This is a genomic window from Peribacillus sp. NJ4 (assembly GCF_030348345.1).
Taxonomy (GTDB): domain Bacteria; phylum Bacillota; class Bacilli; order Bacillales; family DSM-1321; genus Peribacillus.
In genome coordinates this window covers 4,576,050-4,594,660 of sequence record NZ_JAUCFQ010000001.1, presented here as the reverse complement: position 1 = coordinate 4,594,660, position 18,611 = coordinate 4,576,050, and the positions used below count along the sequence as shown (strand labels likewise).

At 38.5% G+C, this 18,611-nt stretch carries 18 protein-coding genes and 1 pseudogene; 15 read left to right on the top strand and 4 right to left on the bottom strand.

Going from position 1 to position 18,611, the window contains the following annotated elements; genetic code table 11:
* Nucleotides 1-17 precede the first annotated feature (17 nt).
* A complete protein-coding gene (locus tag QUF94_RS22850; RefSeq protein ID WP_289317862.1) occupies nucleotides 18-383 on the bottom strand; it encodes a carboxymuconolactone decarboxylase family protein in 366 nt (121 codons plus the stop codon).
* Nucleotides 384-495: 112 nt separating this feature from the next.
* Nucleotides 496-1,197 carry a cytochrome c oxidase assembly protein gene (locus tag QUF94_RS22845; RefSeq protein ID WP_289317861.1) on the bottom strand — a complete coding sequence of 234 codons (702 nt, stop codon included), beginning with the start codon at nucleotides 1,195-1,197 and terminating at the stop codon, nucleotides 496-498.
* Between the two features lie 67 nt (nucleotides 1,198-1,264).
* Here QUF94_RS22845 and QUF94_RS22840 point away from each other — a divergent pair.
* The 7 genes and pseudogenes from QUF94_RS22840 to QUF94_RS22810 form a co-directional block, all read left to right on the top strand.
* Nucleotides 1,265-1,591: pseudogene (locus tag QUF94_RS22840) on the top strand (manganese catalase family protein); the annotation flags it as partial.
* 212 nt (nucleotides 1,592-1,803) lie between these two features.
* A complete protein-coding gene (locus tag QUF94_RS22835) occupies nucleotides 1,804-2,784 on the top strand; it encodes an NAD(P)H-quinone oxidoreductase (protein WP_289317860.1) in 981 nt (326 codons plus the stop codon).
* 205 nt (nucleotides 2,785-2,989) lie between these two features.
* Nucleotides 2,990-3,757, top strand: a complete 768-nt coding sequence (locus QUF94_RS22830) for an arylamine N-acetyltransferase family protein (protein WP_289317859.1) — start codon at nucleotides 2,990-2,992, stop codon at nucleotides 3,755-3,757.
* Nucleotides 3,758-3,918: 161 nt separating this feature from the next.
* Nucleotides 3,919-4,155, top strand: a complete 237-nt coding sequence (locus tag QUF94_RS22825; RefSeq protein WP_289317858.1) for a hypothetical protein — start codon at nucleotides 3,919-3,921, stop codon at nucleotides 4,153-4,155.
* A gap of 66 nt (nucleotides 4,156-4,221) precedes the next feature.
* On the top strand, nucleotides 4,222-4,839 hold the full coding sequence (locus QUF94_RS22820; RefSeq protein ID WP_289317857.1) for a hypothetical protein: 618 nt from the start codon (nucleotides 4,222-4,224) through the stop codon (nucleotides 4,837-4,839).
* Nucleotides 4,840-5,254: 415 nt separating this feature from the next.
* Nucleotides 5,255-5,827: a YdhK family protein gene (locus tag QUF94_RS22815; protein WP_289317856.1), complete on the top strand. Its 573-nt coding sequence runs from the start codon at nucleotides 5,255-5,257 to the stop codon at nucleotides 5,825-5,827.
* A 140-nt stretch (nucleotides 5,828-5,967) separates the two neighbouring features.
* Nucleotides 5,968-6,447, top strand: coding sequence for a GNAT family N-acetyltransferase (locus QUF94_RS22810; RefSeq protein ID WP_289317855.1), 480 nt, complete (start codon nucleotides 5,968-5,970; stop codon nucleotides 6,445-6,447).
* 240 nt (nucleotides 6,448-6,687) lie between these two features.
* Here QUF94_RS22810 and QUF94_RS22805 read toward each other — a convergent pair whose 3' ends face one another.
* Entirely contained in the window at nucleotides 6,688-7,524 is an 837-nt protein-coding gene (locus QUF94_RS22805) for an RMD1 family protein (RefSeq protein ID WP_289317854.1), read from the bottom strand.
* A gap of 475 nt (nucleotides 7,525-7,999) precedes the next feature.
* Here QUF94_RS22805 and QUF94_RS22800 point away from each other — a divergent pair, with 475 nt between their 5' ends.
* From QUF94_RS22800 to QUF94_RS22775, 6 genes are all read left to right on the top strand, one after another.
* Nucleotides 8,000-9,184, top strand: coding sequence for a glycosyltransferase family 4 protein (locus QUF94_RS22800; protein ID WP_289317853.1), 1,185 nt, complete (start codon nucleotides 8,000-8,002; stop codon nucleotides 9,182-9,184).
* A 20-nt stretch (nucleotides 9,185-9,204) separates the two neighbouring features.
* Nucleotides 9,205-9,528, top strand: coding sequence for a hypothetical protein (locus QUF94_RS22795; protein ID WP_289317852.1), 324 nt, complete (start codon nucleotides 9,205-9,207; stop codon nucleotides 9,526-9,528).
* A gap of 37 nt (nucleotides 9,529-9,565) precedes the next feature.
* Complete coding sequence (locus QUF94_RS22790) at nucleotides 9,566-11,356, top strand: glycosyltransferase family protein (RefSeq protein ID WP_289317851.1); 1,791 nt, start codon at nucleotides 9,566-9,568, stop codon at nucleotides 11,354-11,356.
* A 289-nt stretch (nucleotides 11,357-11,645) separates the two neighbouring features.
* The gene (locus QUF94_RS22785; RefSeq protein ID WP_289317850.1) at nucleotides 11,646-12,131 is read left to right on the top strand and encodes a PaaI family thioesterase; all 486 of its coding nucleotides are present in this window, start codon (nucleotides 11,646-11,648) and stop codon (nucleotides 12,129-12,131) included.
* A 197-nt stretch (nucleotides 12,132-12,328) separates the two neighbouring features.
* A complete protein-coding gene (locus QUF94_RS22780; RefSeq protein ID WP_289317849.1) occupies nucleotides 12,329-12,784 on the top strand; it encodes a LytTR family DNA-binding domain-containing protein in 456 nt (151 codons plus the stop codon).
* Nucleotides 12,784-13,200, top strand: a complete 417-nt coding sequence (locus tag QUF94_RS22775; RefSeq protein WP_289317848.1) for a DUF3021 domain-containing protein — start codon at nucleotides 12,784-12,786, stop codon at nucleotides 13,198-13,200. The genes QUF94_RS22780 and QUF94_RS22775 overlap by 1 nt, the downstream gene beginning before the upstream one ends.
* A gap of 99 nt (nucleotides 13,201-13,299) precedes the next feature.
* On the opposite strand, the gene QUF94_RS22770 is transcribed toward QUF94_RS22775, so the two are convergent.
* The gene (locus QUF94_RS22770; protein ID WP_289317847.1) at nucleotides 13,300-15,366 is read right to left on the bottom strand and encodes a Na+/H+ antiporter; all 2,067 of its coding nucleotides are present in this window, start codon (nucleotides 15,364-15,366) and stop codon (nucleotides 13,300-13,302) included.
* Between the two features lie 392 nt (nucleotides 15,367-15,758).
* Here QUF94_RS22770 and QUF94_RS22765 point away from each other — a divergent pair, with 392 nt between their 5' ends.
* Nucleotides 15,759-17,351: a spore germination protein gene (locus QUF94_RS22765; RefSeq protein ID WP_483313671.1), complete on the top strand. Its 1,593-nt coding sequence runs from the start codon at nucleotides 15,759-15,761 to the stop codon at nucleotides 17,349-17,351.
* On the top strand, nucleotides 17,348-18,598 hold the full coding sequence (locus QUF94_RS22760) for a Ger(x)C family spore germination protein (protein WP_289317845.1): 1,251 nt from the start codon (nucleotides 17,348-17,350) through the stop codon (nucleotides 18,596-18,598). The genes QUF94_RS22765 and QUF94_RS22760 overlap by 4 nt, the downstream gene beginning before the upstream one ends.
* Nucleotides 18,599-18,611: the final 13 nt, after the last annotated feature.

Here is an 18,611-nt window from a genome sequence, read left to right as displayed (position 1 = left end):
GTCCTATCCCTTCTTTATTACTGTTTCATCTGATTGATTTCCTGGATGCATTCCTGGACAAGAGTTACAGCCTGACTCATGGTTGCTCCTCCGCCAAATGCTGCGGTCACTCCAATGGCTTCCAGAATTTCTTGTTCCGCACAGCCTTGATCAAGACATCCTTTTGTATGATAGATAATACAGTATTCATCTTGTGAATATAAGCTTATTCCTAGTGCGATAAGCTGTTTTTCTTTCTTGGATAATTGCCCTTCTTTGAAGCACTCCTCCGTAAAGGCATTGAATTTCTCAGCGAGGTCTGGCATTTTATGCGTAAAGGAACCGATTCCAGCTTTATAATCACGAAGAGCATTTTCAGTAGAATTGTTAGCTTCAAATTCCATTTTCCATTCAGCTCCATCCTAAATTTTTTTCATCAAAAATTAGTATGAGCTAAATGTTGAACGATTAAACAGAAACACAGGAGTTTACTGAAGTAACCATTTAACGTTCCTGTTACAAGGCAAGTGATTCCTTAGGGCGGGTGGCTTTGAACCATTGATAGAAAAGGATGCAGATAAGTGCAAGGTCAATGGCATCACCGGCATAGTACATTAATATGCCTCCACTTTCCGCTTGTTCCTTAGTGACTCCGCTTGGCGGATGGGCATAAATATATTTAGAAAGGATATCATGGCCTGCCAGTGAAATGGCAAATACGATAGCTCGAAACATGAAGCTGAACCGATGGGGTGTCGGGTCCATATAAATCATCGAGGCTGTGAATAGATAACCCGCAATGAACACGTGAAAATGAACTAATGCATGCAGAAGGACATTCTGTTGCATCACCCCATATAACTCAGTCGTATATAGTATCCAAAGCCCCCCAATATTAAGTGCGGAGGCAAGGATTGGATTGCTTAATATGCGCAACGGCCAACTTTTCAACACCTTTGAAAGACGTCGTGCAGATTGCACATCCAGTGTTCGAAGTGCAAGAGAAATGGGAGCAGCAAGCACCAGTAGGATGGGTGCAATCATTCCAAGCAGTAAATGACCGACCATATGTGCCGTGAAGTCCAAATGAGCGCGATTGGCCATTGGACCAATGATTGCAAAAGCGGCACAGATGATGCCAAGAATCCAAAAGAACGTACGGTATAAGGGCCATTTTTTATAGCGACGGTTCGGAACTACGCCAGCTGCGATATACATTATTATAACAAGCGCGAATAGAATCCATAAAATCGGCTCAATGCCAGCTCCACTTTCATGAATATGTCAAATGTTAGCCCGTGACCGTTACCACCAATATCAGTGGATGGCAGCAATTGCGGAACTTGAAGAGAAAAACGGCGTGGTCGTTCCTGCGTCATTTCCACCGGAAGCGGAAATGGAATCTCAACCTGAAGCGTACGAATTCTGGAACTTGTCGGAAGGTAATGAATCAGGAGACGGCCTGTGGGCAACAGGAAGAGCCCCAGATGGAACAGGAGATTTTGTTTATGTAGCAGAAGCAGTTGCAAAAGGGCAGATTCCTAACCCTAAGGTTCCGGCAGCAGAGTTGCATCATGACCTCGATAGAAATCAAGCACTTAATAAAAGGTAAAGAGATATACTCTTAAAGAAAAGCTCGATGGACCCAAAAGGGACATCGGCTTTTTTTATTCCACTAGGTTTCCCGCATTTATCACTATCCTTCTATATGATTAAAACCTAATTATTTGCTTATGGATATTTATTGGAGTAGCATAGTTTCCATCTTCAAGACAAACCATTTTAAAGGGCGGTCACTAATATAATTTGTAAGGAGTGGGACAAATGAAAGCAGTAGTGGTTAAAGAACCGGGTGGTGCTGAACAATTACTATTTAAGGATTTTTCCAAGCCCATGCTGGGAAAAGGGGAAATTTTAATTAAGGTGAAAGCCTCTGCAATAAATAGAACGGATATTGTTTCACGAGAAGGAAAATCCGGTTATATGACCAATCCAATATTAGGGATTGAAGTTTCTGGGGAAGTGGTGGAAACAGGGGAAGGTGCGAATATAGAATTAGGGACAAGGGTGATGGGCCTTGTAAATGGCGGCGGTTATGCTGAATATGCCGTGATGCCAGCTGATAGAGCGATGAAGATACCGGATAACCTGTCATTTGAAGAAGCAGCAGCGATTCCTGAAGTTTTCTTGACTGCGTATCAAACCTTATTTTGGTTAGGTGAATTGACAGATCATGATACGGTATTGATTCATGCTGGCGGAAGCGGTGTAGGCACTGCAGCCATCCAACTGGCAAAAAAATTGACAAAAGCGAAAATCATCACGACAGCCGGCTCAAAGGAAAAATTGGATTTCTGTCACTCTCTAGGAGCGGATATCTGTATCAACTATAAAGAACAATCTTTCGATGAGGAAGTACTGAAAGCTACAAATAATCAAGGAGCGGATGTTATTCTGGATTTCATTGGTGCTTCTTACTGGGAGAAAAACCTTAAAAGTATAAAGACTGATGGAAGATGGGTACTTATAGGCATTCTAGGAGGAACTGTAGTCGAGAAGGTGAACTTGATGGAACTTCTATTAAAAAGAGTTCAATTAAAAGGCACTCTATTAACTCCTCGGAGTGATGAATATAAAAAAGAGTTAACGGAAGAATTCGTTGCAAAGTCGATGCCGTTATTCCTCCAAAATGAAATCAGGGCAATCGTGGATCGTGTCTTCCCTTTTGAAGAAGTAAAAAGGGCGCATGAACATATGGAAGCCAATAAGAACTTAGGTAAAATCATCTTACAGGTAAATGAATGATTAAAGAAAGCTTCTTTGGTGCATAAATGGAAGAGGTTGCCCAGAAATACTACATTATTGGGCGACCTCTTTTTATGAGGAAGGCGTAATGTCGGTTTTTGTTAATGGCGATTGGTTGATGAATGAAATATGGGCAAAGTATAATGAATATAAATAGAGGTTTAGATACTCTTCATCGGTAATGGACTTAAGGGGGGGAATCGTGATGAATGAACTGAATGCATTATTCAGGAAAAGAATAGGGTTCCAGGAAGATGTGAAACTGACTTTTGATAAATTAGATGAAATTCTTGAAAAGACAGCGCAAACCATTCCTTTTGAAAACTTATCAATCATGGCATCCCATCTGAGTGATATCAACAAAGAGAATATCAAGAAAAAAGTCCTCGTGAGGAATGAGGGGGGATTATGCTATGAATTGAATACAGCACTTTACTATTTCCTGATGGAAAATGACTTTGATGTATTCTTGGTTCGGGGTGTCATCTATAAGGAGGGTTGGATGACCATAGGAAGGACACATGTCACCATTCTTTTGAACCATGAGGGCCAAACCTATTTAGTCGATACGGGATTTGGTGGGAATCTGCCATTAAAACCAGTTCCGTTAAATGGAAAAACGGTCGTTTCACCAAATGGTGAATTCAGGATGAAAAAAGAAAGTACCGACCATGGAGATCATATCCTTGAATTAAAGCTGAAACATAAAGATCCCGATTGGAAAATAGGGTATGCATTCGATTCGTCAAAACCCGTAGGAAATGTAGCGGAACTTAATGAGATCCAAACGATCATCAGGGAAAATCCCCAATCGCCATTTAATAAGCATCCATTAATCACCCGTCTGACAAACAGCGGGAACATCACTTTAACTGATACATCCTTTACACAGTGGGACGAGGGGAAAATGACAAAAGAAGAAATAGATGGCGCACGATTTAAAGAGTTATTGAAAAAACACTTCGATAGATAAGTGAATAGGCCTGAATATCAAAGGCGTGCTGGACAGTATTTTATGAGTAGTATGTTCACTTTCAAGGGACCTCATTGATATATGAGACGATCTAATTTTTCTGAAAGCAGGACAATTGTCATTCCTTGTCGAATTAAGTAGTTGAAAAGAGGCTGATGAAAATGAGTAATGCAAAATATAAATTTTATTATGTGAATGGTGAGACAGAAGAGTTAGAGACGAATGAACAATATTCTGATGAAGCGAATAGTATCCTGAAATTGCAATTAATCCAAAATGCGACGTGGCTGCAAGCCGGTGGCAAACATATCAATTTGGCTAATGTAATTAGTATTGAATATACAGGAGAAAAAAGTAATCTTAAACCGGATTCAATCAAGTTCAGACCTAATAAGTAAAAACATCCATTATGGATGTTTTTTCCTATTCATCAATAGATTCGAATTAAGAGGGGTGAAAAGAATATGGAGAGGAAGAATCGGTTGGTTTTTACCAGATCGAATGCTGGTACTAAACGAAAATTCGATGAAGCAATCACCATTTTGGAATATAGCTTAATGCTTGTCGAATTTTTTGAATTAGAAGAATTCAATAATATAATTGCCGGCCAGTTAAAGCTGATTCTATGTGAAACGAAAAATACGCGTATAAAGCGGGAAAAGGTCACCATTGATCATTCCTTAATAAAGAAAATCAATCCTAATCCGAAATTGTATCCCATTAAAGACTCAATTCAATTGAGCAATGTTGATATTCCCGAAGTCATTTTCGATTACACTAAGCAGAGGATCGAGTTAAAGCTTTGGAGAAATCAAATTATCTATAAAACCAATATCGAAGGAAAAATCCATGAAATTAAAATCATTGATTTTATTAAGGAAACAGCTAATAAGATTGGTGGGGCGCAAGCAGAATCAAGTCTTCCTAATAAATCCATTATTGCGGATGCACATACCAAAATCATGTTAAGAGGTATAGCGAAAGGGTTATTCAAATCCATCGGCAGGGATTATAAAGAACATACTTCCATGAACCTTTCACATATCATCCAAAAAATAGAACAATCAAAAGCCACGGAATAGGTGCTTATAAAATGGTGGCTGTCATTTTGGCAAGTAGACAAAGAAAAAGAAGGACTTTTGGCCAAGTCCTTCTTGCTTGATTTTCAATTAATCCCCGACAGGCCTCTTTCAATAAACCTTCTCTTTTTCTCCGCTAGAACTACAATCGGTGATATGGCATTCACTTTTATTCCTTGTTATTAAATGATTGGCTTAACTAAAAGAAAGACGATTTTTGCTATCTGCGGCAGAAAAGTTCGTCAACTTTACATACCTTTAATTATCTTATAGGACATTAGGTGGGATGCTGTCAGGTACATTCATAATAAGGGCAGGATTTTGCATTATAAGCCCCATTCTTTGATCATTCAGTGTACTCCACAATTTCTGCATATTTGATTGGTAAGATGGATGTAAATCTTAAGGAGGTTTTTCCATGTTGAAAAAAAGAACAAAAATGCCAATCATTTTATCATTATTGGTAGCCCTGTTTTTAGCCCTCGGCGCATGCTCCAACAGCGATGATCGAAACAAAGAAAATAAAGAAGAAAAGGAACATAGTGGAATGGACATGAACCATTCTAGTTCAGGAGAAGTTCCTAAAGGATTAAAAACTGCTGAAAATCCAACCTATCAAGTTGGAAGCCAAGCGATTATCGAATCAGGTCATATGGAAGGTATGAAGGGGACGAAAGCAACTATAGTGGGTGCCTATGATACGACTGTCTATGCTATTTCGTATACGCCTGCAACTGGCGGAGAAAAAGTGGAAAATCATAAATGGATCATTCACGAAGAAATCAAAGATGCGGATGAGAAAACGTATGAACCCGGAGCGGAGGTTACAGTAAACGCCTCTCATATGGAAGGGATGAACGAAGCAGCCGCTGAAATTGAATCTGCTGAAAAAACGACTGTTTATATGGTCGATTTCACTCCGACTACGGGAGGAGAAAAAGTGAAGAACCATAAATGGGTAACGGAAAGTGAATTATCAGAGTCTGAATGATTTAGCATCATGATTTGCAAATCGAAGAAGAAAAAAGGAATGGCAAACAAGCCATTCCTTTTTTTGTTGTATTGGATTGTAAAACTTCAGTATCTGTTAATATGGATTTATCAGAAATATAAAAATGGGGTGCGGGTATGGTGACTGGACTAACTATTAGACCTTTTATGGAGAATGACTATGAGGCGCTGAGCAACTATTGTTTACCTATAGAACAAGCAATCTATACTTCTTTACCTTTGAAAGTTATCGAAGACTTCAGGAAGGATAACTATAACCTTCCCATGGTTATATATTTAAATGAGGATTTGATTGGTTGTTTTGCCTTATATACGGATAAAGCGGGAAATCAATATACAAGTAATGAGAGTGCCATTCTTCTAAAATCATTCTCCTTGGATTCACGCCATCAGAAAAAAGGGTTAGCTTTTAAGGCCTTAAAAGTGTTGCCTGAAATAATCAAACTAAGCCATCCTGATAAAGATGAAATTATTCTAACGGTGCATCATTCAAATATTCCAGCGATAAATTTATATAAAAAAGCTGGATTCGTTGATAAGGGATACAGCTTTAACGGGGAAGACGGGGAGGAATTAATTTTCCACCTTGGACTGGATTAAGGGAACTATAGGTAGCTTCCGGAATGCTAAGGAAACGGGAATCTCCCATGGTACCTTGACCCCGATATGAAAGGAATTTAATTAAACCTCCGTAAGCAGTCACCTTAAAAATGAAAGAGGGGTTAAACGCAAAATAAGCATCTTAATGATGCTTATTTTTTGAAATATATTCCATCCATACCTATCATGCAGGAAAATTTTCTTAATAATTCATGATATGGATAGGATATAATTCGGAATTCATGGTATCCATCCTACAATTTCTAAAATCGTCAGGACAATCTCAAAGACTATGAGAATCACAATGATCCATTCAACGAAGAGGCCCCTGATCGAATGACTGATGTTAGAAAATCCATCCATAATGTTATATAAAATTTCCGTTTTACTTTTCAAGATTTTATACCGATCATTCAATTCAAAAAAATCCAGCATGCTGTCATAAAATTCGCCGGCAATGCTGCTTGTCCATGTAATATCAGGTTTATCCAGAATCATGATATACGCTAGGGTATTATACTCGTGACGTACGATTTTTGCGGTCGTCCTCGCTAGTTCCTTGTTGCCGATTCTCAGCTTGCCCTTTTCCAGTCGGTCTATCATGGCTTCGAGCTTGTCGTGGATTTTCCCGAGTTGCTCCTCAGTTTTTTCGAGTGCCACCGATTTTGCGAGAACAGTGGAAATTAATTCAGGGTAGAAAAATTCATATTTAGGCACAACTATATATTCGTCTGTCAACTTGATGTTTTCAGTTTCACTGAAGTGAAGGCTGTAATCGTCTGTGTATCTATCTAGATTGACGAGATCAATGTCTGGCTCGAAAGAACGGATATAGGCAGCAAATTCCTTTATCTCATCCACGTGTGAATAATTAATGAAGACAATGCTGCCAAAGGAAAAAACCAGTACCTGTTGAGAATCGTTTACATTCTTATTAAGGATCGAATTTAGAATATCGCCTTTAAGGATTAAAGGCTCTTCCCAGGTGAATTTTTTAGGAATGCCGCAATGAATGGCGATTTTGTTTAAATCAATTTCATTAGTGATTGCAAATGCTTTAAAGGTAATTGGTTTCATTTATATCACTCTCTTCAGCAAATTGGTCTTGTTTCGATTTTATTCTTTTCTTACAAAAACATGCTTGAAGAATTCTTGAAGGTAGAAAAAAGTTTACTGACAGATCAAGTTGATAAAGACAGTGATACTGATGATTTGGTAACTAATCAAAAAATATTAAAGTGTATAAATAAGAGGGCGATGCCGGTAAATGGATCGTCCTTCTTTATTTTGCTTGTTTATATGCCCTTTCTTCATGCCAATACTGATGCTTTCAGTTATGTCATTACTGGACCTTTACAAAATCATATAAAGTTCATGAAAACTTTACTTTTATTTACAGAATTCTCATATTGATGTCAATATTCAGTAATACATGTTTGTTATAATCGATTGACGGTTTTAAAAGTGATTGGAAAGGGTCTTCTAAAAATCCTTCATTTACAGATAAGTAGCAGGCTGATTTAAGATGACTGAATAGTAGGAGTGAACAAAAATGGAGGAATCTATAAATCTATATGAGCTTACATTTAGTGAAAAAGATAGATATGTAATCATTACGAATGCTTATCCACATGAAGATCAGTTATATCGGAATGGGTTCATTCACCGAAGAGTAAAGGCTTATCTGGATGAGGGTTTGAAGGTTGATGTCTTTGTTTTGCATCCTGCCTATAAAAAAGCAGAAAAGTATACGTATGAAGATGTGCCTGTTTATCGAGGAACTGAACAGCATCTACGCATTTTCTTAAATCATAAAGTACATAAAAAAGCGCTCATTCATTTTGTTAATCCCAAAATGGTGCAAGCGATTAAAGAAACAAATACCGATTTACCGATTATCACCTGGATACATGGATTTGAAACGGAGGCATGGCATAGAAGATGGTTTAATTTTCTTGAAAGCCCTGAAAGCTTACGGAAGATACTCGAAATGTCGGACGACTATTATGAAGCACAGCTTTCTTTTATGAATTGGTTTTATCAAACGAATGAATTGGATACAACTTTTGTCCATATTTCCAAATGGTTCAAAGAACATATCGCGGAATGTGATGCGAGAGCAGAATCTAAAAATTCAGTAATCATTCCTAATGTAATCGATGATAACCTGTTTACCTTTATTGAGAAGCCAGTTGAGATGCGGACAAAAGTACTTTCAATCAGGCCGTACGCTTCACGAAAATACGCAAATGATTTATCGGTGAAAGCAGTGCTGGAACTATCGAAGAGACCATATTTCGATAAATTGGAATTTGCATTTCATGGAGATGGAAAATTGTTCGATCAAACAGTTGAGCCAATCCGGAATTTTGAGAATGTTACGATTCATAAAGGTTTCCTCTCTCAGGAGCAAATAGCTTCATTACATAAGGAGTATGGAATTTTCCTTTGCCCGACCCGTTTGGATTCTCAAGGCGTTTCTATGTGTGAGGCAATGTCCAGTGGGCTAGTGCCGATTTCAACAGATATCACGGCCATCCCGGAATTCGTTAAACACGACGTTTCTGGTCTTCTTACAAAACCTGAGTCTCCTATTGAAATCGCCGATGCAATAGAGCGCTTATATTACAACTCGGACGTATTCTTGAGAGTGTCAAAACAAGCATCTCAGTCGATTCGGGATAAATGCGCCGTAGATGTTGTCATTAAAAGAGAATTGGAGATTATCCAAGGTTAATAGAGGGGAGTTTTTTCAATATGGACGAACGAAACGAATATTGGAAAACTATGTATGAGGAACTTGAATTACAAATGAAAGACATGATGTCCATGACATTGGAGCTCATAGAGGGCAATAGCACTGAAAAACAAAACATTATCGAGAAGGTTACAAAAGAAAATAATATATTGCGAGAAGAATTAGAAAAAAGTAAGGGATCCCAACAAGAAAATATTAAGCTAAACAAAGAGATACGAAGACTTAAGTTATTGGAACACAAATTCAATGTTACATATGTTGGGAAATTCACGTTAAAATATCTTGCACTTAAATCATCAATTAAGGAACAAATAAAGAAATAAAAATTCATATCAGATTTCAGTCATTGGAGTGAAAACTTTGAATTCACATGAACTAGCAGAAAACAGAAAAATGAAGGTACTTTTATTTGGCTTTATTGACATGAATTCAATGGATGGATCTGCAGTATTTTTATCTTCCTTAGCATCTACTATTGCGTTAGACCCTAACATCGAGGTTGATTTACTTTTAGCTAGCCCGGTAAAACGCGATATCTTAATTCAACCTCTTGAGAAATTTGATAATATAACCATTCTCAATCCTTTTGTTGATCCTTTTTTTAATGCCACCGATGATGAATGGGTAAAGAAAGGTGTCATTAATTTTGATATTGCTGAAATGCTCATTTCTCATTACTGGAGTCAAAATGAATATGACTGGCTATTTGTCAGAAGCATAGAGACTGTGGAAAAAATAGCAAGGCATAAACATATCATAAATAATACATTAGTTTATGCTACAGGCTTGACCCACATAGGGCAGGATGTTAATGAAGAAAAATTTGAGAGCATCAAAAATATATATGATCAGTGTGCGTATTTCTTATGTCAAACAGAAGAGATGTGTGAATTTGTAATTGAGATTCTTAATCTCAATAAAGAAAAAAACAAAGTTTCCCTGCTTACTCCGATGATACCAAACGTTGAATCAGCGGGAGGGGAGACCCGGTTAAAAAACAAACTTGTATATACAGGCAAATTCGACCCCGATTGGAAGACCATTCCGATCATTACTGCTTTTAAAGAATTAAAACGCGAGATTCCGAATCTAACACTTGATATTGCGGGCGATAAATTCAAATGGGTTAAAGATGATTCTCAGTTTAAGGAAGAAGCGGCATACCTCCTTAAAAATACGGAAGGACTTACATGGTACGGGGCAATGACAAGGGAGAATGCCCAACAATTAATCGTGAACAGTGATATTGGGATAACCTGGAGAAGTGAGGCAATGGACAGCAGTCTGGAACTGTCCACAAAGCTATTGGAGTACGGAATTTTAAGGAAGGCTGTAATAATGAATCCAACCAAAATGCATATTAAGCTTTTTGGCGAAGATTACCCCTTATATGCTGTTACAGAGAAGGATTTCCGTGACGCAGTCAAATTAGCACTATGTAATAAGGATATATATGAGTTTGCGGCAAAACGGATGTATCAAGTCAGCAGGCAGTTTTTGTTTACTGAAGCATTAAAAAAATTGCAAGGGCTATTATGGAGCGGACGTATAACGGATTATATGAATCAAAGTGGAAATAGGCATTTTTATATTGATGAAGATGACTTTGATGAACTGAATAAGCATGCACCATCAAATCAGGTGAAAAAATTGCCTGCAGATTTTAATGTTGAAGATGTTTTCACCTATATTGTCAAAAACACACCTGAAGAATTAAAACGGGTCGGAAAAATTTTTAAACTGTCTGAATTCGGTCAAATCATTCAAGCAGAAAAAGCAGGTTGTTTTACCTTCCTCCACATCCATAGTTATGGAAACTTTGAACGGAATTTCCAAAATAACATGGCATATTTAAAAACCATAGGATCTGAAACCAATGGCACTCCTAAATTAAAACCAAAGAACCTGGAAATTCCAATGATAGAACGGGTAATTGTTGAAAAAGAAAAATATGATATGAAAGGGAAAAATAAAGAACTTGTTAAAGAAGTAAAGCAATTAAAAAAACTGAACGCCATTCAACTTAAACAAATTACTAAGTTAGAAAAACAAAACCTGGCACTTGGACGTAAATACGATTCACTTTCGAAGTCGAAAATGGGTAAAATGACATTCAAGTATTGGGATTTAAGAAAAAGGCTTAACTTTTAATAAGAAGGGAAAGGCTTTCCTGCAATTGAATTAGTAGACAAAAAAATACATCCGATCGATACTTAGTCAAATGAAAGCCCCTGAACGCTATCTAGCGTACGGGGGCATTTGTCATTTAAATCGTAGAAAAGGAGCAGCATTTTCACAGTCTATCATAATTAAAACATGGACGTGAACTCAATAAAGAATCAGGGAAATAAAAAAAAAACTAACATTTCGGCTATTATCCAAATAGACCCATTATCCTTTGATAGTGTTATAATATTCTGAAAAAGATGGAGGAGATACGATGGAGGAGAAAGTGCTAAAAGCGATTCAAGATGATTATCCAGATGCATTTGCATGGTGTTATGGATGTGGTCGTTTAAATAAAGATGGTCATCATTTTCGAACAGGTTGGCAAGGAGCGCACACAAGGACAATTTATACACCAAGCCCAGAACATATCGCGATTCCAGGCTTTGTTTATGGCGGCTTGATTGCATCATTAATTGATTGTCATGGAACAGGTTCGGCTTCATTGGCCTTACATCGTAAAAATGGGCATGAAGTTGGGGATGGAGTGGAGCCTCCAAGGTTTGTGACAGCTTCACTGAAAGTTGAGTTCGTCAAGCCAACCCCTAATGATGTGCCATTAATAGCCGTTGGGACGATTCATGAGGTTCATCCTAAGAAATGGAGAATCGAAACAGAAGTATTTGCTATCGATAAACTTTGCGCCCGTGGAGAGGTAATCGCTGTGGTGATGCCAAGTACTTTTACAAGCAAAGAGTGATCTTAATTACTGTAAACGCATTCAAAAGTAGATTTTGTGTATCAAAGGGCCGTCCAATTATTTGGACGGTTATTTAGTGTATCTGAGTATCCATTTCAAGCATGTTATCACTGTAAAGTTACATGTAGCCGGAAATCACAAGCGAATTGTCAAAAATATCAATATACTTACACTATAAGCAAAGGGAGGCCACAGAGATGAAAATAAACGTAGAGATAGATGAGGAGGTAAAGGCGATAGAGGTGCTTATCCGCAATCATGAATGGAATGAGGAAGTGCAGGAACTGATGGAGCGCTTGAAAGAGAGGAAAAGACCGTATTTTGTTGGCAGGAAAGGAGAAATGCAGCATGTCTTCCGCGCAGAAGAAATTATCTGTTTGTTCACAGAGCAAGATTCCATAATGGGGCGGACGAAACAGGGGACTTTCGAAATGAAAGAAAGATTATATGAACTGGAAATGGATCTTCCAGGTAATCAGTTTGTGCGATTGTCAAAGTCAGTGATTGCCAATTTAAATGAGTTAAGCAGATTCGAAGCATCTTTCAACGGGACCTTATGTGTGTATTTCCGATCAGGGGAAAAAGAATATGTTTCTCGGCACTATGTTCAAGGAATCAAGAAAGCATTTCAATGGAAAAGGAAGGGATTATGATGAAAACACTATTATTCCGTAGCTTTGTTGGGATTTGCTTTGGAGCACTAGTGATGGTGCTGACGTGTTTTGGAGTAATCGGATTTGGGGAGGCCACTGCATTAGACAGTGAAATATTTGTGAAAAACGCGATTGGCTGCTTATTATGTGGCTGGTTCTTCAGCACGGCGACCATCTTATTTGAAATGGAAAAATGGAGTTTATTATCTCAAACCATTATGCACTTCCTGACTGTCAGCATACTTTACTTCCTATTATCTTTTTTTGTTGGCTGGATTCCCTTCAGCTTAAAAGGGTTAGCGATAGGCATTGGGATATTCATTCCATTCTATGTGATTATCTGGGTTATTTTCTATCTTTATTTCCGCTATCAAGTGAAGATATTGAATGATGGATTAGATAAGCGAGGAAATTGATGGGGGATGTACAAGGGATTGATCAGTTAGATTTAAATGTTCATTTACTTAAACGACACCGCTCCCTATTTGAACGGTGTCTCTTTATATTATATTTAATCAATTTTGTATCATGAGCATTTCATCATAGATTAAGTTTTGTCTAAGCTCAGTTGCCGTTTGCATGGATATTTGCTCCTCTTCAACCATCTGCTGAATGATATCACGTTCGATTTGCATCGCATTCAACTGAAAATGACTCACCATCTCTTCAAAGCGATTTGCTTCTTTTTCACTTAATGTTCCGAATGGATTCAAATAACGATTATATCTCTGAATGACAAGCATGACTTCATGACGGTTTTTAGGTGTAGTTTGTTGTTTGATCAATGAAATGGCTTCCTTTGAAGCTTCTTTTTGTGCTTTACGGAACTCCCGGATCAGGTCCGCATTTTTAACGATGGAGTCCTCTAATTTTGCTTCCCATTTCTTATCCCATTTGACATTGATCTTTTTCTTGAAAAGAATGGCCTGCAAATTGATCCAAGCCCTTTTCAGCGAAGATTTTTGCATATAGTTTAAGGTTCTTGAAATATATACTTTATAAAGTTCAAAGGCTGTTTCAGATATATTCCCTTTTTCGACTAATCCGGAAACGACCTCCAATTCCTTATTGGCCCCTAGCTCCACTAAATCGCGTATTGTCTGATTATCCGGTCTATTCGTTATTCCCCGTTCCAAATCTATCAGTTGTTCATTCAAATCTTCCATTACTTGATGGACAGCTTTCTGATTATCCATGGTTGCTTCTTTGCTCAGCTGATTGATCGTTTTATTTAAAACAATTTTATAAGCCTCCTCAGAGGTGAGGCGTTCATCTTTGAATTCAATCGGTGTCTTTACCAGTAATGGCAAGAGAACCGTAGCCAATGTGACGCTTAACAATATAACGCAAGCTGCGATAAACAAGACTGTATTACGCATCGGGAATAAAGTGTCATCAGGCATAAAATATGGTATGGATAAAGCGGTAGCTAATGTAATGGTTCCATGAATGCCGCAAATGGATGTCAAAAATGCAAATCGTGATCTTGAAACATTCTCATCATCGATGTCTTTGCTATCTTCTGGGTGAACTCTGGACATAATGAATTGCTCTAATGGATTCACTCTGTTTTTCGTAAAAGTATCATGCAGAATGTATACCCAAATAAAACGGATCACCAATAATAAAAGAACAATCAAAACACTTATCCCAAAAAGATTACCCCTATTTAAGTTGGACTCAATTTCCTGATAAACACTCGGCAACATAAATCCTAACAAAGCAAATACAAGTCCATTCAAAACATAACCTAATACAGACCAAGTATTAGTTGATACAATTTGCAATTTAGTTGTGGAACTCTGAAGGCGATCCCGCTCGATGCCATGAATCACACCTGCGGTAACCACTGCCAAGATTCCGGAAACATGGAATTCTTCAGCCACCATATAAATGACAAAAGGCGTGATCAGCTCAATAACAATAGACATGGAGATTTCTTCAAGTCCACGAACCCGTAAAATTAATCGTAATTTAACGATCAAGTAGCCCAATAGGATACCTATGAAGATACCGCCTAAAGCTACAAAAATAAAATTAAGCGAAGCATCTTTTATAGAAAATACTCCTGTTAAGGCAGCTGCCAGGGCAACTTTAAAAGCAACGATTCCAGCAGCATCATTGAAAAGTGATTCACCCTCAAGGATAGGCATCATATTTCCGGGTAATTTCAATCCTTTTGTAATCGATTGTACCGCTACAGCATCCGTAGGGGTAATTGTGGCTGCTAAAGCAAAAGCAACAGCCATCGGCATATCAGGTATTAACCAGTGGATGAAAAAACCTCCTGCAAAAACGGTCACAAATACTAACCCAAAGGCCAATAACAGAATAGGCTTACGCAATTCAAGCATTTCTTTACGGGACTTATTTTTTCCTTCTGTAAAGAGTAACGGAGCAATAACACAGATCATAAATAATTCTGAATGAAAATCGAACGATAAGTGAAATGGTAATAATGAAAGCACTGCTCCCATGGATATCTGATAAATCGGAAGTGGAATACGAGGCCATATGGAATTTAATATTGTAGCGATTATTGTGGACACCAATAATCCGAGCAATGTGATTAAGAATGACATAGAATCTCCTTATCTTCTAATGTTTTAGTCTGATTGCCCATGAAACCTATATAAAAAGATAAAAAAGCAGAGGTATTTAAATCGATTACCCATTCTTTTAAATTTTTTAGAAACCCTCTTATTGCACGTCGTGCGTGTATCTGTACAAATACATGTACTATCCGCCAATGTGCAGCCTCGGTCTTTGATATACCCCTTTGTCATTAATTACAAACAGGATATCACATATGAATATGGTTTATTCAATATCAACCTTTAACATAGCCTCTTTTGTATTCCCCTTTAATACTGCTTAAATGAAAAATAAGTTCATGTTAAGCTCAGGATTTTCTGTATAAAATACCCTTAATGAAGAAACATAGAAAAATGGAGTTAGAGCGACCTGCAAAAAAATGGGGGTAACCAGCTTGATTCGTAATATAGGCAAATTGTTAAGAAAAAAGAAAGAAAAAAAACCACTGATACAAAATGATTACCTAGATTCTAAGCCTGCAGATTCACTTGATGCGAATTTCAGTCAAAATGTAGAAACACTTCGTTCTGTTTATGATAATTGCTCGGATGTCATGTTCCGTTCGTTCTTACTTTTCGGAAAGACGCGGGCGATGCTTATTTACATTGCGGGACTCTCAGACATCGAGGCGATAGAGCAATATGTGCTATCTCCACTCATGCAAGAGTCATCAAAAGAACCACAACCATTAAATGAGTTTATTGAACATAAGATGCCCGTTCCTAAAGTGGTAAAAGTGAATATGTTGGCGGATTGCATTGAATCGATTTCCTCTGGAAACCCGATCCTTCTATATGAAGGGGAAAGCGATGGATTTTCTTTAGGATTGTCCAAATGGGAAAAGCGGGCGATTGAAGAACCTGTGGCAGAGGGGGGAGTTAGGGGGTCACGAGAGGGATTTATTGAATCTCTAGAGGTAAATACGTCCCAATTGCGACGTATTATTAAAAGTCCTGCCCTTAAAATACAATCGATGAAGATTGGAACTTATACCAGGACGAATGTTTCAATTGCTTATATTGATGGACTTGCGGATAAAACACTGATTGAAGAAATTACAACTCGGTTGGAACGAATTAAAATAGACGGTATTTTAGAAAGCGAGTACATCGAGGAAATGATTGAGGACAATCCGTATTCACCTTTTCCTCAGATCATGTCGACAGAACGGCCGGATGTAGCCTGTTCTAGCTTGCTGGAGGGACGGGCTGTCATTCTTGTAGAAGGAACCCCTTTTACTTTAATTGCACCAATATCCTTCTTTTCTTTGATTCAATCACAAGAGGATTATGCTCAACGTTTTATGGCAGGCACTTTTATCCGTTGGTTACGTTATATTTTTATGGGATTATCTCTTTTGCTTCCGTCCCTATATGTTGCTATTTTGACGTTCCATCATGAGGCAGTCCCAACCGCACTCCTGCTAAGCAGCGCGGCATCCCGGGAATCGGTCCCTTTTCCTGCAATAGTAGAGGCATTGGCTATGGAAATTACCTTTGAAGCATTAAGAGAGGCAGGGGTTCGATTGCCGAAGCAGGTAGGTTCTGCTGTCAGCATTGTTGGAGCGCTGGTGATTGGTCAAGCTTCCGTACAAGCGGGGTTGGTTTCAGCACCAATGGTCATTGTAGTTGCGATTACGGGAATCGCTTCTTTTATGATGCCTCGTTATATTGCCGGAATTGCTTTCCGGATGCTGCGTTTTCCAATGATGCTGCTTGCTGGTACATTAGGACTGCTTGGTATCATGATGGGACTTATTGCTATAGCCATTCACTTATGCAGCTTGCGTTCCTTCGGCGTTCCATACTTATCGCCACTGGCACCGTTAAAAGGTCAAGAGCTGAAAGATGTGCTGTGGAGAGCTCCTTGGTGGAAGATGGATACACGCCCGCGTCTCACAGGGGATTCTAATGTATACCGTCAAGCGCCGGAACAGGTACCAAATCCAAAAAGGGGGAGTGAAACGGAGTGAATAATGGCTGGAGGCAAACAAGGATATTGGAGAAAGTAAAGAGGCGTCATTTCATGAAAAGCGTCCTTCTTTTGCTCGGTATTAGTGGAACGACCCCTTTTCTAAGCGGTTGTTGGGATCGAACAGAAATCACTGATTTGGCGATTGTCACAGCAGCCGCCATCGATAAGAAGGATAATAATCAAATCGAACTATCCGTCCAAGTCTTTATTCCAAGTTCAATAAGTAGTGGAGGCGGCGGTCAAGGAGGAGGGGCCAGTCAAGGAGGGGGTGCGGTTACGACATTGGTGAGATATGAAAAAGGCTCCAATATTTCAGATGCATTGTCCAAGCTTCAAAGCAAGCTTCCGCGAAAAGTATTTTGGGGACATTGTAAAGTATTTGTATTCGGTGAAAAGTTAGCGAAGGAAGGAATTCAAGAGCAGCTGGATTTTTTGCTGCGCCATCCGCAGCCAAGAGAGAAAGCAAATGTGTATGTCAGCAAAGGGAAAGCGAAGCCTATTCTTGAATCTTTGCCACCCCTGGAAAACTATTCAGGGGAAGTGCTTAGAGAACTATCTGATTTACATATTGGGATGCTGGTCACACTACAGGATTTAGATGAAATGTTAACGGGTATACCTCAAGCGGCCGCACTTCCATTCGTTAAAATTTTACCGCCGGCGAAAGGGCAAACGAAATTACAGGGGATTCCTTACATTTTCGGAACAGCCGTGTTCAAAAAAGATAAAATGACTGGGATGATGACGGAAAAAGAAACAAGAGGGCTATTGTGGTTAAGGGATGAAGTGGAATCATATACCGTGACCATAAAACCCAAAGGGATGAAAGGGAAGATATCTTTAAGTCCAGTGTCAGCCAAAGTCAAGATCATTCCGCAAATTATCAATGAAAAATGGAAAATATTGGTGAAGGTAAATACAGATGGAGCTGTTATACAAAATGGAACGAATTTAAACCTTTCAAATCCTAAGTCTTTAAAAGCTGCAGAACGAGCATTTCAAAAAGATATAGAAAAACGCATCGAGATGGCTTTTCTGAATACTCAGCATAAGAAAGCGGACATTTTAGGGTTAGGTAAAGATTTCTATCGGAAATATCCTAAACAGTTTAATAAGGTCGATAACCACTGGGATGAGATATTTGCGGAAATGGAAGTGGAAATCGATGTTGCGGCCCATATTCGAAGACAGGGCTATATTAACAAACCGGCGGGTTTGTCTGAGAAAGAGGTGAAGGACAAGTGAGATGGGGGACTTT

Coding starts and splice junctions, on each gene's coding strand:
- QUF94_RS22850 (WP_289317862.1), bottom strand. CDS start 383: ATGGAATTTGAAGCTAACAATTCTACTGAAAATGCTCTTCGTGATTAT.
- QUF94_RS22845 (WP_289317861.1), bottom strand. CDS start 1,197: ATGTATATCGCAGCTGGCGTAGTTCCGAACCGTCGCTATAAAAAATGG.
- QUF94_RS22835 (WP_289317860.1), top strand. CDS start 1,804: ATGAAAGCAGTAGTGGTTAAAGAACCGGGTGGTGCTGAACAATTACTA.
- QUF94_RS22830 (WP_289317859.1), top strand. CDS start 2,990: ATGAATGAACTGAATGCATTATTCAGGAAAAGAATAGGGTTCCAGGAA.
- QUF94_RS22825 (WP_289317858.1), top strand. CDS start 3,919: ATGAGTAATGCAAAATATAAATTTTATTATGTGAATGGTGAGACAGAA.
- QUF94_RS22820 (WP_289317857.1), top strand. CDS start 4,222: ATGGAGAGGAAGAATCGGTTGGTTTTTACCAGATCGAATGCTGGTACT.
- QUF94_RS22815 (WP_289317856.1), top strand. CDS start 5,255: ATGTTGAAAAAAAGAACAAAAATGCCAATCATTTTATCATTATTGGTA.
- QUF94_RS22805 (WP_289317854.1), bottom strand. CDS start 7,524: ATGAAACCAATTACCTTTAAAGCATTTGCAATCACTAATGAAATTGAT.
- QUF94_RS22800 (WP_289317853.1), top strand. CDS start 8,000: ATGGAGGAATCTATAAATCTATATGAGCTTACATTTAGTGAAAAAGAT.
- QUF94_RS22795 (WP_289317852.1), top strand. CDS start 9,205: ATGGACGAACGAAACGAATATTGGAAAACTATGTATGAGGAACTTGAA.
- QUF94_RS22785 (WP_289317850.1), top strand. CDS start 11,646: ATGGAGGAGAAAGTGCTAAAAGCGATTCAAGATGATTATCCAGATGCA.
- QUF94_RS22780 (WP_289317849.1), top strand. CDS start 12,329: ATGAAAATAAACGTAGAGATAGATGAGGAGGTAAAGGCGATAGAGGTG.
- QUF94_RS22775 (WP_289317848.1), top strand. CDS start 12,784: ATGAAAACACTATTATTCCGTAGCTTTGTTGGGATTTGCTTTGGAGCA.
- QUF94_RS22770 (WP_289317847.1), bottom strand. CDS start 15,366: ATGTCATTCTTAATCACATTGCTCGGATTATTGGTGTCCACAATAATC.
- QUF94_RS22765 (WP_483313671.1), top strand. CDS start 15,759: ATGGGGGTAACCAGCTTGATTCGTAATATAGGCAAATTGTTAAGAAAA.